General features: G+C 71.0%; 12 protein-coding genes and 1 pseudogene. 7 read left to right on the forward strand and 6 right to left on the reverse strand.

What is annotated here, in order from left to right; translation table 11 throughout:
• Window positions 1-213 precede the first annotated feature (213 nt).
• Window positions 214-1,455: a PP2C family protein-serine/threonine phosphatase gene (locus ACFVT1_RS07765; RefSeq protein WP_389793474.1), complete on the forward strand. Its 1,242-nt coding sequence runs from the start codon at window positions 214-216 to the stop codon at window positions 1,453-1,455.
• Window positions 1,456-1,577: 122 nt separating this feature from the next.
• Window positions 1,578-2,708 carry a PP2C family protein-serine/threonine phosphatase gene (locus ACFVT1_RS07770; RefSeq protein ID WP_389793475.1) on the forward strand — a complete coding sequence of 377 codons (1,131 nt, stop codon included), beginning with the start codon at window positions 1,578-1,580 and terminating at the stop codon, window positions 2,706-2,708.
• A gap of 87 nt (window positions 2,709-2,795) precedes the next feature.
• On the opposite strand, the gene ACFVT1_RS07775 is transcribed toward ACFVT1_RS07770, so the two are convergent.
• Window positions 2,796-5,501, reverse strand: coding sequence for a SpoIIE family protein phosphatase (locus ACFVT1_RS07775; protein ID WP_389793476.1), 2,706 nt, complete (start codon window positions 5,499-5,501; stop codon window positions 2,796-2,798).
• A gap of 689 nt (window positions 5,502-6,190) precedes the next feature.
• Here ACFVT1_RS07775 and ACFVT1_RS07780 point away from each other — a divergent pair.
• The 4 genes and pseudogenes from ACFVT1_RS07780 to ACFVT1_RS07795 form a co-directional block, all read left to right on the forward strand.
• Window positions 6,191-6,634, forward strand: coding sequence for a hypothetical protein (locus ACFVT1_RS07780; protein ID WP_389793477.1), 444 nt, complete (start codon window positions 6,191-6,193; stop codon window positions 6,632-6,634).
• Window positions 6,634-7,815, forward strand: a complete 1,182-nt coding sequence (locus ACFVT1_RS07785) for an MFS transporter (RefSeq protein ID WP_389793478.1) — start codon at window positions 6,634-6,636, stop codon at window positions 7,813-7,815. The genes ACFVT1_RS07780 and ACFVT1_RS07785 overlap by 1 nt, the downstream gene beginning before the upstream one ends.
• 167 nt (window positions 7,816-7,982) lie before the next feature.
• Window positions 7,983-8,135: a hypothetical protein gene (locus tag ACFVT1_RS07790; protein WP_389793479.1), complete on the forward strand. Its 153-nt coding sequence runs from the start codon at window positions 7,983-7,985 to the stop codon at window positions 8,133-8,135.
• Between the two features lie 101 nt (window positions 8,136-8,236).
• Window positions 8,237-9,172 (forward strand): annotated as a pseudogene (locus tag ACFVT1_RS07795) (ferredoxin-NADP reductase); the annotation flags it as partial.
• Between the two features lie 180 nt (window positions 9,173-9,352).
• Here the strand turns inward: ACFVT1_RS07795 and ACFVT1_RS07800 are convergent.
• Window positions 9,353-9,481, reverse strand: coding sequence for a hypothetical protein (locus ACFVT1_RS07800; protein WP_389793480.1), 129 nt, complete (start codon window positions 9,479-9,481; stop codon window positions 9,353-9,355).
• A gap of 367 nt (window positions 9,482-9,848) precedes the next feature.
• Between ACFVT1_RS07800 and ACFVT1_RS07805 the strand changes: the two genes are divergently transcribed.
• Window positions 9,849-11,138 carry a cytochrome P450 gene (locus ACFVT1_RS07805; RefSeq protein ID WP_389793481.1) on the forward strand — a complete coding sequence of 430 codons (1,290 nt, stop codon included), beginning with the start codon at window positions 9,849-9,851 and terminating at the stop codon, window positions 11,136-11,138.
• Window positions 11,139-11,304: 166 nt separating this feature from the next.
• Here the strand turns inward: ACFVT1_RS07805 and ACFVT1_RS07810 are convergent, their stop codons facing one another.
• The 4 genes from ACFVT1_RS07810 to ACFVT1_RS07825 form a co-directional block, all read right to left on the reverse strand.
• Window positions 11,305-12,423: a WD40 repeat domain-containing protein gene (locus ACFVT1_RS07810; protein WP_389793482.1), complete on the reverse strand. Its 1,119-nt coding sequence runs from the start codon at window positions 12,421-12,423 to the stop codon at window positions 11,305-11,307.
• 119 nt (window positions 12,424-12,542) lie between these two features.
• Window positions 12,543-13,718 carry a cytochrome P450 gene (locus tag ACFVT1_RS07815; RefSeq protein WP_389794052.1) on the reverse strand — a complete coding sequence of 392 codons (1,176 nt, stop codon included), beginning with the start codon at window positions 13,716-13,718 and terminating at the stop codon, window positions 12,543-12,545.
• 83 nt (window positions 13,719-13,801) lie between these two features.
• Window positions 13,802-14,857, reverse strand: a complete 1,056-nt coding sequence (locus tag ACFVT1_RS07820) for an MDR family NADP-dependent oxidoreductase (protein ID WP_389793483.1) — start codon at window positions 14,855-14,857, stop codon at window positions 13,802-13,804.
• A complete protein-coding gene (locus tag ACFVT1_RS07825; protein WP_389793484.1) occupies window positions 14,854-16,578 on the reverse strand; it encodes a phytoene desaturase family protein in 1,725 nt (574 codons plus the stop codon). Before ACFVT1_RS07825 ends, ACFVT1_RS07820 begins: the two co-directional genes overlap by 4 nt.
• Window positions 16,579-16,593: the final 15 nt, after the last annotated feature.

Genomic DNA, 16,593 nt, shown 5'->3' on the forward strand with positions numbered 1-16,593 from the left:
TCACATCTTCGGGCCCCTGTCGGGGGTTTCGACGGGGCTCCGGGGACGCGCCGAACAGGGCATCGCAGCGGCCCCCGCCCCGCCGGCATACGCATGCGGCCACCGCGGTCCGCTGCGTGGTGGCAGCGGATGGCGGATCAGGGCGGGCGGGGGCGCCGGGCGCTTCGTAGATTGGCGAGGACACCTCGACCACCGGAAGGCTGGCGCGGACCCGTGACACCGCATATCGATTACAAGGGGGTGTTCACGGCCACGCCCAGCCCGTACCTGGTACTCGACCCGGGCCTGGTGATCGTCGACGTCAACGAGGCGTATCTGCGGGCGACCGGCACCGGCAGGCAGGATCTGGTCGGGCGGTACCTCTTCGACGCCTTCCCCGACAACCCGGCGACCCCGGACGCCCACGGGGTACGGAATCTGCACGCCTCGCTGCGCCGGGTCCTCGGTTCGAAAGAGCCCGACACGATGGCGGTGCTGAGGTACGACATCCCTGTCGCCGACCGGTCGGGGGAGTTCGAGGAGCGGTGGTGGTCCCCGATCAACACCCCCGTGCTCGCGTCGGACGGACAGGTGGCATGGATCATCCACCGGGTGGAGGACGTGACCTCGTTCGTCCTGTCCCATACCGGCCGTCCGGTCGCGGGCGGTGGTGCGCTCAGCCAGCGGCAGGCCATGGAGGCCGAGCTGTACGCCCGTGCGCAGCAGCTCCAGCAGCTCAACGAGAAACTGCGCCAGGCCCACGCCCGGGAACGCCAGGTCGCCGTCACCCTGCAGGAGGCGATGCTCCATTCACCGGACCTGGACGGGCACCGGAACGTCGCGGTGCGCTATCTGCCCGCCACCGGGACGCTGAACGTGTGCGGCGACTGGTACGACCTGGTCGACCTGCCCCACGACGTCTTCGCGGTCGCGGTCGGTGACGTCGTCGGCCACGGCCTGGCGGCCGCCGCGGTCATGGGCATGCTCCGCAGCGCGCTGAGCGCCGCCGTCAGAGCCGTCGACGGGCCCGAAAGAGCCCTGGACGTCCTGGACCTCTATGCCCGGTCCGTGGAGGGCGCGCTGGCCACCACCACGGTCCAGACCGTCATCGACCCCGTCGGCCGCGAGATCTCCTACAGCGACGCCGGTCACCCGCCGCCGGTCCTGGTGCGCCCCGACGGCAGCTGCGATCTGCTGGACCGGGCCACGGACCCGCCCCTGGCCGCCCGCCCCCGTCACGCCTCCCGCCCCCGGGCCGCCGTGTCCTACGCGCCGGGCGACACCCTGGTCCTGTACACCGATGGGCTCATCGAACGCCGCGGCGAGGACATCGACACCGGTCTGGGCCGGCTGGCCGAAGCCCTGTCCCACTACCGGCGCCTCAGCCCGGAACGCCTCGCCGACGCCCTGCTGGCCCGTCTGGGCGTCAGCGGCGGCGCCCGTGACGACATCGCCCTGGTCGTCGTCCGCCTCTGAACCCGCCGCCCGCCGCCTGCCTCCCGCGGGCGGCGGGCGGCGGGAACAGGCCGCACCCGGACGCCCGGACACTCCGCCGTACGCAACGGAGACAGCACGAAAAATGCGCATAAGGTTCCCCTATGTCACATGCCGGTGATGGCGACGCGGGAAGGATCAAGGGCCTGCTGCGGTGGCGGCCTCGGACCGGCGGCGACAGGACGTGGGTCTGGTGGCTTCCTCTGCTGCTGACGGCCGTGGACGTGGTCGCCGACCTCGCGGCCCGCAGCCGCGAACCGCTGAGCTTCCTGCTGGTCGGGGTTCCGCCCGTCGCGGCGGTCACACGGACCCCCCGACGTACCGCCGGGATCACCGTCGTATGTCTGGGGCTGGAGGTGTGGCTGGCCTCCCGGCGCCCCGGGCACACCGCGGAGAACCACCACGTGGCCCTCTACACCGCCACCGCGCTGATCGGCGTCGCCAGCGTCGCGCTGTCGCGGCAGCGGATCCGTGCCGAGGCAAGCCTCGTCCGCGCCCGTTCGGTCGCCGAGGCCATGCAGCTGACGCTGCTCCGCCCGTTCCCGCGACGGATCGGTCCGGTGCGGGCAGCCGGCTTCTACGAAGCGGGTGAGGGCGGCACGCTCGTCGGTGGCGACCTCTACGATCTGTGCGAAACCCCGTTCGGCGTACGGGTCGTCCTCGGAGACGTACGCGGAAAGGGCCTGGAAGCGGTTCAGACGGTCGCGGCCGTCCTGGGGAGCTTCCGGGTGTCCGCCCACGAGTTGACGGACCTGAGCCGTCTGGCGGATCACCTCGAACTCAGCATCGCCCGCAATTCCGGATGCCCGGCCGAGGACGAGGAACTGTTCGTCACCGCTCTCATTCTGGAATTTCCCCCCGGCGGCGGTTCGGTGAGGGTCGTCGATCGCGGACATCCGGCACCGCTTCTGCTCACCCCGCACGGCACGCAACGGCTCCGCACCTCCCCCGCGCTGCCTCTGGGCCTGGGCGAACTGGGCGCCGGCGGCGCCGAGGTCACCACTCATCCGCTGCGCGCCGGGGAGGTGGTCGTCCTGTACACGGACGGGGTGAGCGAGGCGCGGAACGCGGAAGGCGAGTTCTATCCCGTACGGGCCCGGCTGACGGACCATTTCGCCGACGGAGGCCGGACTCCGGATCCCGAGGCCCTCGTGTCCTTCCTCAGGGCGGACAGGGACGAGTGGTCGGCCGGAGCGGACGACGACCGGGCCGTGATCGCCCTCACGCTGTCGTGAACGCCCCAGGCCCCGGGCGCGGCACCCGAAGAACACGCGGCACCCGATACAGCGGCCGGGATCGGCACCTGGTCCGACCGGGCCGGCTCACGGAGCCGAGGGGCTGTTCCGCCGCAGGTCGGCCGGGAGTGCCTGTTCCGTCCAGATGACCTTGCCGTGGTCCGTGTAGCGGGTCCCCCATCGGTCGGCGAACTGGGCGACGAGGAACAGCCCGCGGCCCCCCTCGTCCGTGCCGGCCGCCTGCCGCAGATGGGGCGAGGTGCTGCTGTGGTCGGAGACCTCGCAGATCAGGGAGCGGTCGCGGAGCAGCCGTACGCCGATGGGACCCGAGGCGTGGCGAATGGCGTTGGTGACCAGTTCGCTGAGGATCAGCTCCGTGGTGAAAGCCTCCTCCGCCAGCCCCCATTCGGCCAGTTTGCGGGAGACCTCGGCCCGTACCCGGGACACCGATGACGGGTCGCAGGGCACGTCCATCTGGACGATGTCCGCGGCATCCACCCTCCGGGTACGGGCGACGAGCAGCGCGATGTCGTCGCGGGCGCGTTCGGGTACGAGGGTGCGCAGGACCGCCTCGCAGGTCTCCTCGGGTGTCCGGTCGGCGTTCTCGGCGAGTGTCCGGCCGAGGAGTGACAGCCCCTCGTCGATGTCCCGGTGCCGGTCTTCGACGAGTCCGTCCGTGTAGAGCACCAGCCGGCTGTTCTCGGGCAACTGCGCTTCGAGCGTCTCGAAGGGCAGGCCGCCGAGTCCCAGCGGCGGGCCGCCGGGCACGTCGGCGAACTCCGAGGTGCCGTCCGGGTGGACGACCACGGGCTGGAGGTGGCCGGCTCGCGCCATGGTGCAGCGCCCGGACACCGGATCGTAGATCGCGTAGAGGCAGGTGGCGCCGGTGACCTCCGCGTCGGCGCTGTCGACCGCCTCGTCCTGGTCGATCTGGGCGACCAGCTCGTCGAGGTGCCACAGGAGTTCGTCGGGCGGCAGGTCCAGGGTGGAGAAGTTGTGGACCGCCGTGCGCAGGCGCCCCATGGTCGCGGCCGCGTGCACGCCGTGGCCGACGACATCGCCCACGACGAGGGCGACGCGGGCCCCGGGCAGCGGGATGACGTCGAACCAGTCTCCGCCGACGCCGCCGAGTCCGCCGAGCCCGGCCTGCGCGGGCAGGTACCGGTAGGCGACGTCGATGGCGGTCTGGTCGGGTACGCCGCGCGGCAGCAGACTGCGCTGCAGGGTCACCGCCATGGCGTGCTCGCGTGTGTAGCGGCGGGCGTTGTCGATGTTCACCGCGGCTCGGGCGACCAGTTCCTCGGCGAGGGACCGGTCCTCGTCCTCGAACCGCCCGGACTCCCCCGCGCGCCAGAACAGGACCCCGCCCAGGATGGCACCGCGGGCGCGCAGCGGAACCGCGATCATCGAGTGGAATCCGTCCACGACGAGCCGCCGGGCTCCTGCGGGGTCCTGCTGCTGCCATCCGTCGAAGGCCGCCAGATTCGCGTCGAGAACCGTCTCCCCCCGGAGCAGGACGGCCCCCACGGGCGTGTCGGGCAGGAAGCGGATCACGGAGCCGACGGGGTAGAGCACCGTGACGTCCCGGATGCCGCTGGAGGCGGTGCGACGCCATTCGGTGCCCAGGTCCGCGCGCGTGGGCTCCTCGCCGCGCAGCACGGCCTCCACCATGTCGACGGTCGCGAAGTCGGCGAAGTCGGCGGTCGCGAACGCCGCCAGTTCCTCGCAGGTGCGCACCACGTCGAGGGTGGTGCCGATCTCGGTGCCGGCCCGGTACAGCAGGCTCAGCCGTCCGCGCGCCGTGTCGGCCCTCCCGCTGAGCGCCCGGAGCTCGGTGGTGTCGCGCAGTGTCGTCACGCTGCCGGCCGGTCCGCCGTCCCGGTCGGTCGGCCGCTGGTTGACCGCGAGCAGGCGCTCGCCGACAAGAAGCACCTCGTCGGTCACGGTCCGCCCCGAGACCAGCAGCTCCGTGGTGTCCGGATCGAGCGCCAGCTCGCTCATCACGCGCCCCTCCACGTCCGGCGGCAGGCCCAGCAGCCGACGGGCCTCGTCATTGGCCAGCAGCAGCCGGCCGCCGCCGCTGACGATGAGGACGCCCTCCCGCACCGCGTGCAGGACGGCGTCGTGGTGCTCGTACATCCGGGTCATCCCGGCGGGGCCGAGACCGTGGGTCTGACGGCGCAGGCGTCTGCTCACCAGTGCCGTCCCGGCCGTGGTGATGGTCAGGACCGCCGCGGCGGCGCCGAACAGGAGAGGAAACTGCTCCTCGATGACGCCGCTCACGCGTTTGACGGTGATTCCGGCGGAGACCAGGCCGACCACGGTGCTGTCGTGTCCGACGACGGGTACCAGCGCCTGGACGAGGGGGCCGATGCTCCCGGTGACTTCCTCGACGACGACCCCGCCGTTCAGGGCGGGTCTCAGATTGCCGACGTACTTCTTCCCGATCCGGTCGGGCACGGGGTGGGTGTAGCGGATTCCGGCCCGGTTCAGCACGGTGATGAAGTCGACCCCGGTAAGTTTCCGGGCCCGCTCGGTCAGCGGCTGGAGCACCGCGGTCGGGTCGGGGCCCTTCAGTGCCGTCTCGATCCCCGGTGAGGCGGCAAAGGCCTGGGCGACGGCGACCGACCGGTTGCGGGCCTCTCGTTCACCGTCGGCCCGGGATTGGAGTACGAGCGCGGCCACGGCGGCGGCCACCAGCAACACGACGATCGCCAACTGCAGGAGGAAGACCTGACCTGCGAGAGTTCGCAATTTGAGAACCGAGCGTCGGCGGCCGTCCCGTCCGGGCATGCCCTCTTTGTACACCCTTCGCACACACCGAGCGACCTGCATGGCACACGGTGCGACGGCCGGACGGGCAGGGGGAGGTCCTGCGGTACGGCACGCGCCGCGGGCCTGTAACCGCGCGGACCCAGCGGTGGGCGAGGCGATCGGTGCCGACCCCGGGATGGTGCGCCGGAACGGCGACGGCCCGGCCCGAAGCCGCGGTCGGACACGGTCCCGGCCCCATTCGGCGCGATGGCCCGCTCGGCGACCGAATGCGCGGCACACCTGGCGGACGGGTACGTCACCGTCGCCCCGGACCGGGCCGAATCACGCACGCAGAGCGGCTGGAGCTCGCCGACACGGTCCTCGCGCACGGGGCGCTGCCGGTCGGAACGGCGCTGCTGAAGGTTTCACCCGGTACGTACATGCACACTGGACCCGACCGTCTGGCGCAACGCGGCAGGCGACGTGGTGGCGGCCGAGCCCGCCACCACGTCGCCGGTGCCGGCTTCCTGCCTCTCCTCCTGCTCCGCACGGCCATCACCGGTACGGGTGGTGCGTACCGGAGCACGGTCGTACTGTCGACTGAGGAACGACCGCCGGAGGAAGGGCGCCGCCACCGGCACCTCTTCCGACGCGCCGGTCCCGGCCCCGCGGGGGCGGTCCGGCGCGGTCTGGACGTCGTATGAGCAAAGAGGCAGCTGGGAGCCGACATGCAACGAGACAAGCTCAGAGCGGCGGTCATGATGTGTGCTGCCGCGACGCTCGCGGCGGCGGCGGCGGTACCGACGTCCGCTTCCGCAAGGCCGTCCTCGCCCGCTCGCACTGTGGCCGTCGACTGCTTCTCGGGTTCACAAGTACGTCCCGGCGACTTCCTGCTCGCCTGCGGGGACGGCAACAACCGCCTGATCTCCCTCCGTTGGACCCAATGGGGACCGGCGTCCGCCGTGGGCAGCGGACTCGACGCGGTGAACGACTGTCAACCCTATTGCGCCGCGGGCACGTTCCACTCCTACCCCGTCAAGGTCAGGCTGGACCGTCCACGGAGCTGGGAGAACCATCCCGAGCTGCAGCATTTCACCCGGTTGCAACTCACCTACACGCACAGCACGCCGGCTGATACGCACCGGGTCGTGACGTACAAGCTCTGGGACTGATGAATCCGGGCAGTGGCCGGCGGCCGGGCTATCGGTCAGCGGCGGCGGTGTTCGCCGTCGGAATGGCCGGGACCACCCTGCCCACCCCGTTGTACGGGCTCTACCAGGAGCAGATCGGGTTCTCCGAGCTGATGGTGACGGTGGTCTTCGCCGTATACGCCATCGCGGTCATCACCGTGCTGCTGGTGGTGGGCAACTACTCCGACGAAGCCGGCCGTAGGCCCGTGCTCGTGTGCGCCATGGCGCTGTCGGCCGCCAGCGCGGGATGCTTCCTCCTGGAGAGCGGTCTGCCGCAGCTCCTGGTGGGGCGGCTGCTGTCCGGCTGCGCGGCCGGTCTGCTCAGCGGCGCGGCGACGGCGGCCGTCATCGAACTGGCGGGACCGGGGCAGCGGCCGCAGGCCGGTTTCGCCGCCACTGCGGCGAACATGGGCGGCCTGGGCTGCGGACCGCTCCTCTCCGGTCTCCTCGCGCAGTACACGCCCTGGCCGCTGACGCTGCCGTTCTGGGTGCACCTGGGGCTCGTGACCGCGGCCGCCGGAATCACCTGGATCCTGCCGGAGACCGTGGCCGAGCCGAAGAAGTGGCCGCGTCCCAGGCCACAGGGAATCACCGTGCCGCCCGAGGTCAAGGGCGTGTTCAGGCCCGCCTCACTGGCGGCGTTCGCGGGCTTCGCGCTTCTCGGGCTCTTCACGGCGGTGGCGCCGAGCTTCGCCTCGCGGACACTGGGTGTGCACAACCTGGCGGTCTCCGGCGCGGTGGTGTTCTCCGTATTTCTCGCTTCGACCGTCGGGCAGTCCCTGACGCAACGGATCGGGGCGCGCCGCGCGCTTCCCGCGGGGTGCGGCATCCTCGTCGTGGGCCTGCTGCTGGTGGCGGCATCGCTGATCGCCAAGTCCCTGGTCCTGCTCGTCCTGGGTGCGCTGTGCGGCGGCAGCGGCCAGGGGCTCGCCTTCCGCGCGGCACTCACTCTGATCGGTGGAGCCGCCCCGGCACGCCATCGTGGCGGCACCATTTCGGCGTTCTTCGTCGTCGCCTACGCCGGGATCTCGGTCCCGGTGGTCGGGGTCGGCGCGCTGGCCACCTGGCTCGGGCTGCGCCCGGCCGGGCTGATCTTCACGGGCTGCGTGATGCTGCTGGCGGCAGGTGCGGGAACGTACGCCGCACGCAGGCCGCCGCAGTGAACCACGCCTGGAACATCGCAGGGTCGTCGACGTCGTGCGCGGACACCGCACGGGGGTCGACGGAGGTCCGCCCGCCGAATGCCGGCTGACACGGCAGCAGCCCCCTGCTCTCGCAGGAGGCTGCCACTGATGGTGAATCCGATCTCTCTCTGAGAGGAGCCGTCCTCGTGGACCATGCTACGGCGATCGACGAGGAGTGCCCACTCCAGCCGGACTCGATCCGAGCGGTGCGGGGCCGTCAGGCACTGCTTTCCGGGAGCATCGCACTGCGTGTTCAGGCGCGCCGGGTGCCCTGGTGCTTCTGCGAGCGGTGGCGGTGACCGCGGTATCCGCAAGGGCGCCGCCCGAGGCTGTCACGCCCGGTCAACAGCATGGTGACGGTCCGGTCGGAGACCGTGCCCGCAGGATCCCGCCGGGCTGTGCCCACCCCGAGGTCGCGCCGGACGTCATCGACCTGTCGGCCGAGCGCGTCGTGGTGACCGGCAACGGCAATGTCGCCCTCGATGTCGCCCGCATCCTCGTCACGGACCCCTCGAAGCTCGCCGAATCGGACATCGCCGACCACGCACTCGCCGCCCTGCGTACCTCGAAGGTCCGCGAAGTGGTCCTGCTCGGTCGCCGCGGCCCGGAGCACGCGGCGTACAGCGGGTCCGAGCTGCTCGCCCTCCACCACCTGCCGGGCGTGGAACTGGTCGTCGACGACCACGATCCGCGCATCGGTGCGACGATCGACAGCGCGGCGCCGAACGAGAAGGCCGCGCTGCTGCGGGGCGCAACCCGCGAAACGGTGGACTGGTCGCGCACGCCCGTGTCACGGCGGCGCATCGTCTTCCGTTTTCACTCCGCACCGGTGGCGGTGCTCGGCGACGGCACCGTCCGGGCGACGCGGGTGACGGGAGGTCCGGGCGAGCTGGACATACCGGCCGGCGTACTCCTGCGCGCGGTCGGCTACCGCGGTCTGCCCGTGGCGGGGCTGCCCTTCGACGAAGCGAGCGGCACCGTGCCGCACGAGGCCGGTCGCGTGACGGGGCGGACCGGGACGTACGTGGCCGGCTGGATCAAGCGGGGTCCCTCGGGCGGCATCGGGGCCAACCGCGTGTGCGCCGCCGAGACGGTCGGCACGCTCCTGGCCGATGCGGTCGGCGGCGCGCTGCCTTCACCCGCGGGTTCGTCCAAGGCGTTCCGCCGCCTCGTTCGGAGCCGCAGCCGCCACGTCGTCGATGCCCGGGGGCTGGCGGCCATCGACAGGGCAGAGCTGGCACGCGGTCGCGCGGACGGCCGCCCACGGGTCACATTCGGTACGGTGCCCGAGCTGGTCGCGGCGGCGAAGGGCGGCCGCCCGCGACTGCCGAGCTGAACGCCCCGACGCGGTCCGGTCCTTGGCGGCAGAAGTCCGGCCCGTGCGGGCGGGGGCGTCCACGGTGTGCGACGCCCCCGCCCGCACGGTGGCTTCGCGGCCCGCCACCGCGCCGAGGAGGTCTTCGCCCCCGGCCGGCAGCGCTCCGTTTCCCGGAGGCCGGGCCCCGGTCCGTCGTCACTACTCAAGTGCGCCGCGCCGGCCGGACCGGTGGGGCGGTTTGATCCGCGGGTCGGCGTGGAGGTCGACGAACGCATCGACGTCGGAAGGACGAACGGGCCGAAGCGGCAGTCGCTCGGTCTCGATCACGCCCCCGAGCATAGTTCCCGGCGCCCCGTCGGCGGGGCGCGATCCGGTCCGCTCACGCAGCATGCCGACAACAGGCACGTCCCCCGCCCCCGCACCGTTCGCCGGGCGGTCCCGCGTCCGGTCGACGCGACCGGTGATCCTGAACCGGCAGCCGCCGATGCGGCAGTCGGCCGGTCCGGGCATCGATGACGGCCGAATGACCGTCCCGCTCGCTCGCGCTACCGTGTGCTACCAGCGCTCTTCCGGCTCCTGCCCCGAGATACCACGTCTCTCGGGGCGAGCCGTGCCGGCGCCTGCCCCTGTCCACTTCCGAGCCTGCTGCACATCTCTCATCTCCGCACCGTGTGTGCGGACCGCGCGACGACCCATGGAGAACACGTTGAGGACGAAGTTCCGTTCTCGTTTCACCGCCCGGCTTGGGCGCACGTACCTGTCCAGGATCCAGAAGTACGGAATCGGCTCCTCCACGATCCGGCTGCTGCCCGAAGACCTGCTGATGCTCCTGCGCAGGGATGGCCTGGACCCGGTGGACAGGCTGGCAGGGCTCCAGGCGAAGGCGCCGGTGTCCAAGGTGTCGCTGCCGTTCGGTATGGATGTCTGGGTGGTCACCGGCCATGAGGAGTCGAAGGCGGTACTCGGATCGGCCGACGGATTCAGTACCGACTTCGCCCACCTCGCGACGAACGCCGGAGTGGCGGCGGAACAGAGCCCCGGCGGGCTCGGGTTCAGCGACCCTCCCGTGCACACGCGGCTGCGGCGCATCCTGACCCCGGAGTTCACGATGCGCCGGCTGCGCCGGCTCACTCCCAGGATCGATGCCATCGTGGAGGAGCGCCTCGACGCGATGGAAGCCCACCAGGGTCCGGTCGACCTGGTGAAGGACTTCGCGCTGCCGATCCCCTCCCTCACCATCTGCGAGCTGCTCGGCGTGCCCTACGACGACCGCCACGACTTCCAGCAACTGGCCATGGACCGCTTCGACCTCTTCGGTGGCACGACCGCGCCCTTCGGGGCCATGTCGGAGTCGCTGGCGTATTTCAGGAACGTGGTCAGAATGCAGCGTGAGGATCCGGGCGACGGCCTGCTCGGCATGATCGTGAAGGAGCACGGCGACAGCGTCGACGACGAGGAACTCGCGGGCCTCGCCGACGGCGTGCTGACCGGCGGCTTCGAGACGACCGCCAGCACGATCGCCCTGGGCTCCCTTGTACTGCTGCGGAACCCCGAGGTCTTCGAGCGGATACGGACGGACGACGCGGCCGCCGCGCCGTTCGTCGAAGAGGTGCTGCGTTACCTCTCCGCGGTGCAGCTCGCCTTTCCCCGGTTCGCCCGTCGGGACATCGAGATAGCGGGCGTGGTCATTCCCCAGGGCGACATGGTGCTCTGCTCGCTCAGCAGCGCCAACCGTGACGCGTCGTACGTCATGGACGACGGACGCTTCGATCCGCACCGCAACCCCTCGGGGCATCTCGCCTTCGGGTACGGAATCCACCGCTGCATAGGCGCCGAGCTGGCGCGCATGGAACTGCGTTCCGCCTATCCCGCCCTGGCCCGGCGGTTTCCCCGGATGCGTCTCGCCGTCCCGCCCCAGGAACTGGCCTTCCGCAAGCTGTCGATCGTGTACGGCGTCGAATCGCTGCCGGTGCACGTGCGCTGAGCAGGCGCGCGGTCCCGGTCTCGACGGGATCTGCTCGTGCCCGTACCGGCGCCGCGCGGATTCACCGCCTCGACGGGGGTGCGGCCGAGGTGGCGCAGGTTCGCCTCGGCCCGGCCGCGCGGCTCACGCGAGGACGGTGCGGGCGCCCCGGCACACGGCCGCCCCTTCACGGACTCTGCTCCGTGAGGCGCCAGGTCTCCACCCGCTTGTCGTACCCGCCTGTGGCGATCCGTACTTCGTCGTCGACCTGGATCTGACACAGCGCGCGCACCCACCCGCAGCCGTACGGCCCCAGGAGGAACGGGGCGCCCCCGACGGTGCCCGTCCTCTCTCCGGTGGCCGGGTCCCAGAGTTTCACCCCCGGCCCGTCGCCACCGGAGGCCAGCAGCTTCCGCTCGCCCACCTCGACCTGGCACAGGGCGTGCAGCCAGCCGAAGTCGTCCTCCATGACGTGGAGTTGTTCTCCGGTTTCCGGGTTCCACACCCGTACCGTCTCGTCGGTGCCGGCCGAGGCGAGCAGGGTCCCGTCCGCGCTCTCCATCTGGCACAGGGCGGTCGGCCAGCCCTCATGGCCGCTCAGTTCCCGTATCTGCTCGCCCGTGCCCGGCTCCCACAGCCGAACGCTCCGGTCCACGTGGGACGAGGCAAGGAGGTCCCGGCCCTCGGACCGCACCGCGCACACCGCCAGGACCTCGCCGGCTCCGGGCGCCAGGACACGGACCTGCTCGCCCGAGCCCGGCTCCCACAGATGGAGCGACCCGTCCTCCGCCCCGGCGGCCAGCAGTGCGCCACCGCCCACCCGCACCTGGCACACGCTGCTCACCGTGGCACGCGCGCCCGTGAGAACGGAGACCTGCTCACCCGTACCCGGGTCCCACAGCCGTACCGTCCGGTCCTTGCCGCCGGAGGCCAGCAAGGAGCGCCGGCCGACCTCCACCTCGCACAGGGCACTCACCCAGCCCCGGTGCCCCGCCAGGGTGGTGACCGCGTCCCCGGTGGCCGGGTCGCCGATCGTGATCATTCGCCGCGACCCCGCGAACGCGAGCAAGGTCCGTCCTCCCGACCGGACTTGGCACACGGCGCTGAACCTGGGGGCGAGCATCTTCTGGAGGGCCGTCCGGAGGGCGACCAGCACCACCACGACCGCCGTCGCGGTGAGGAGTGCCTGAAGCACGGACAGCACCTGGAACAGAGCCAGCACGAGCACTGTGCCCAGCAGCAGGCGCACCCGGAGGATCCGGAACATCAATATGTGCAGTCCGCGCAGGAGGTTGTTGGGCGCCACCGCGGTTGTCCCCTCAGCAGATATGAAGTGACGCCAAGTATGGTGCCTCTCGCGTCACTCGGGCGACCCCAACTCCCCACTCTTCCAAGGGATATCGGTCGCACGGGGCACCGTCGCTCCTACCAGGTGACGGTGATCCGCTGCGGACTGCGGGACGTGGTGCCGCGCCGCCATTCGGTCTCGTCTGCGGGTCGCGACAGACGGAGGCCGGGGAAGCGGGCCGCGAGCCGGTGCAGGGACAGTTGGAGTTCGAGCCGGGCCAGCCAGGCGCCCAGGCAGTAGTGCGGCCCGGCCCCGAGCGACAGCGTGGGGGCTTTCAACGGGGCGAACAGGTCGTCGAGCTGCTGGGGCGGGAACACATCGGGATCACGGTTGGCCATGCCGCAGTCGGCGAGCACCACCGAACCCGCCGGGACGACCACGCCACCGACCTCCGTATCGACGGCGGCGTGGCGCGCGGACCCCCGGTCGTCGCCGAGCGGGATCAGGTGGAGCAACCGCTCCGCCACCGCCCCGGCGGCCTGTTCGTCCTCCCCGAGACGGTGCCAGCACTCCGGGCGCTCGCCGAGCAGATAGAGCAGGGAGTTGCCCAGCATCGTCATGGTGCTGTCGTGCCCACCCACCACCAGCCCGCACACCAGGTCGACCAGTTGCCCCTCCGGGATGCCGCCCTCGTCATCGGCCGCCCGGACGAGCATGCTGGTCAGGTCGCTGCCGGGTGCGCTCCGCCGCTCGGCCAGCAGGGCGGCTCCGAAGGCGGCGAACTCCGTCAGGGCGGTCTCCATCTCCTCCTCGGGGTGGGAGCCGTCGGAGAAGGCGTACTCGCTCCAGTGACGCAGCCGTTCCCGGGACAGGGCATCGAGCCCCATCAGCCGGCTGATCACGTCGACCGGCAGTGGAAGGGTGAAGCCGGCCACCAGATCCACCGGAGGTTCCCTGTCGGCGAGTTGGTCCAGGCGCTGTTCCACGATCGACGCGACCCAGGGCCGCCAGCGCGCGACGGCCCTCGGCGTGAAGGCGCGCCGCAGGGTGCGGCGGAGGCGCAGATGGTCCTCGCCGTCCTGGTTGAACATCAGGCCCAGGCTGCTCACCAGGCCCGACTCTCCCGTCAGGGGCGGGGCGTCCGGTGCGTGGAGCCCAGCGCGTCCGAACCGGGGGTCGGTCAGGACCTTGCGTACGTCGGCGTATCGGCTCACCAGCCAGGCCCGGCCCCCGTCCGGCAGGACGACGGGGGTGGGCGGTCCGGGCGGGTCGAAGCTCAGACGGTGCAGCGGGAGCATGGGCGGGCCGGTCATCGCGTCGTTGTCGTCGGAGCGGGGCAACGGACCTCCAGGCTTGGGAAGAGAGCAGTCGGGGGACTGCGGGGGGCGGCTCGCGGTCAGAGTTCGACCAGCACCTTTCCCCGGCTGGCTCCCGTGTCGTGGTAGAGACTCCGATAGGCGTCCGGGATGTTCGCGAAGCCGTGGTGGAGGGTGTGACCGCAGCGGATCTCGCCCTTCCGGACCCTGCCGCCCAGCTCGTCGTGGAGCGCGTGCCAGTTCTCCTCGGTGAACCACTCCAGCGAGAAGATGCCGCGTACGGATGCGCGCGGGAACATGATGTGGGGCAGCAGGCGCGGCCCGCAGGTGTCCCGGCCGACCTGGGTGGCCCACTGCCAGCACACGGCCACCTGACTGCCGACGTTGAGCATGGAGAACACGGCGTCGGTCACGGTGCCGCCCAGATTGTCGAAGTACTTGTCGACTCCGTCCGGTGCGACCCAGGAGAGTGCTTCTCGCACGGCTTCGCGGCTGTCTCCGTGGCGGTAGACGACCACCGCGTCGAATCCCAGCTCGTCGAGGTAGTCCGCCTTCTCCGTCGTCGACGTGGTACCGACCACCCGGGCACCTGCGAGCTTGGCCAGCTGGCCGACCAGGGAACCCACGGAGCCGGAGGCGCCGCTGATCACGACGGTGTCCCCGGGACTCACCGTCAGGACCTTCGTCAGCGTGCCCCAGGCGGTCATTCCTGGTCCGCCCATGACGCTCAGCGCGGTGGTGAGCGGGAGCGCGTCGTCGTACCAGCGGGGCTCCAGGCGGCGGAAGGCCGGGAAGACCATCGGGAACGTTCCCGTCTGCCAGGGGGTCGCCGCTCCGTTGCTGACGAGATGGGTGCGCCAGCCGCCGAACCCCTGCACCAGGTCACCGGGGCGATGAGCCGCCCGCGGTCCGGCTTCCAGCACCTCCATGATCGAGTCGGCACCCATGTGCGCCCCGAGAGGGGTGTCCAGCGCGATGCCCTGGAGGTAGGGGTCCACCGATACGTAGCGCGTCTTCAACAGCATCTCGTCCGGGGCGAGGTCGACATCGAGCTCCTCCTCGACCAGCCCGTAGATCCTCTCGACGTCGGGGACCCCCTCGATGTGCTCACGGACCACCCATTTCATGGCCTTCATCCTGTTCCCTCTCTCTCGGCGAAGGACGAACCGCCCTTGACGACGGGCCGCGTGTCCGGCCGGGGCCCCACCGGGATGACGAGGTGGGTCGGGAGCGGCCCACTCTCGTCGACGGACGCGGTGAACGTCCGGCCGTCGTCCCCGCAGATGAACTGCATGACGTGCCGGCCCGCCGCCGCCGCGCGGATCAGGCCGCCCGTCGTCGCCCATACGCCGGACTGGTAGAAGTTCCGCAGTCCCGGCAGGCCGGGGCCGTGCTTCTTGATGAGCGCCTCCAGCGTCTCCCCGCTCTCCACGAACGGCTGCCAGCCGAGGACGGTGCCGTCGTAGTTGCCGGTGTAGCGGACCTGTGTGAGCGGGCTCGACACATCGCGGACGGCGATCGCGTCCGTGATGCCGGGGTGACGCCGTTCCAGGAACGCGACGAGTGCGTCGCGGGCCCGCCGTTTGGCCGTGTAGTACCCGCGGCCGTGGCGTACCGGCAAGGTGTGGAGCTCCTGCCCGCCGCGGGTCCGGGTCACCTGCTCCGGCCCTTCGTCCAGGGCCCGCCAGGGGGCGATGTCGCAGAAGTAGGTGACGTACGCGATGCTCGTGCCCAGCGGGGAGAGTTCCGGGTAGTGCCTGCTGCGGAACTGGACGTTGATGCTGGGGTGGCGGATGCCGGTGAGTTCGGCCGCTTCCGATGCGTCGAGCAGATAGGTCGTGCAGGGGTCGGCGTCGGGGAAGTCGCGCCGCAGGCCGAGGAAGAGCGTGAAGTATCCGGGGAAGACCATGCCGGGTTCACTGATGGTCTTCGTGTACAGGCGGCGGTACGCCTCGTTGAGGTAGCGGCCACCGAGCAGATCCATCATGGTGGTGCGGCCGTCGCAGGCGGAGACGACGATGTCGGCACGCAGTTCGCGCCCGTCGCTCAGCCGGACCCCGACCGCCCGGTCGTCCTTGACGAGTACCTCTTCGACCTTGGCGTTGTAGGTCACCTCGCCGCCGAGTCTGCGATAGCGCCGCTCGATCGACTCGGCCAGTCCGAGCGATCCGCCCTCGGGGACGCCCGCGGAGAGGTTGGCGTGCGAGGCGAGCTGGAAGTGGAACGGCAGTACCGGGAACGCCGGGTGCTTCTCGTACAGGATGAAGTTGAACGCCTCGCGCAGCAGGGGGTCCTTGAACCTCGCCGAGTAGTCCGTCATCAGTACGCTGATGGTTTTGCGCACGGTATTGAAGTACGGGACGAAGGACGCCAGCATCCGCCAGCGTTCGAACGTGGACATCAGCCCGACCGGTTTGAGGAACGGGTAGACGGCGAGGCACTTGCGGAACGTCCGCAGCTGCTTGCAGAAGTCCCGGATCAGGGCGGAGTCGACGGGTGAGAGGTCGGTCAGATGTGCCTGGAGCCGGTCGGGGTCGGAGTAGAAGTACACGGCCCGGCCGCACCGCCCGCGCACGACGTTGAACACATCGAAATGCCGTACCTCCTTGCCCTGCAACGCGCCCAGCTCCAGCCAGATCTGGTGCATCTCGTTGCCGGGTCCGCTGCCGAGGAGCCAGCTGACGCAGGGATCCAGGGTGAAGTCACCGCGGTCCCAGGCCGTGCAGCAGCCGCCCGGCAGTTCATGCATCTCCAGGATGTGGGTGCGGTAGCCGTTCATCCGGGCGTAGCAGCCCGTGGACAGACCGCCGAGTCCCGCGCCGATGATGATCATCGACTCCCGTTCGGAACGCGACATGAACCTGCTCTCCTC

It is taken from the genome of Streptomyces sp. NPDC057963 (genome assembly GCF_042887155.1).
Classification (GTDB): domain Bacteria; phylum Actinomycetota; class Actinomycetes; order Streptomycetales; family Streptomycetaceae; genus Streptomyces.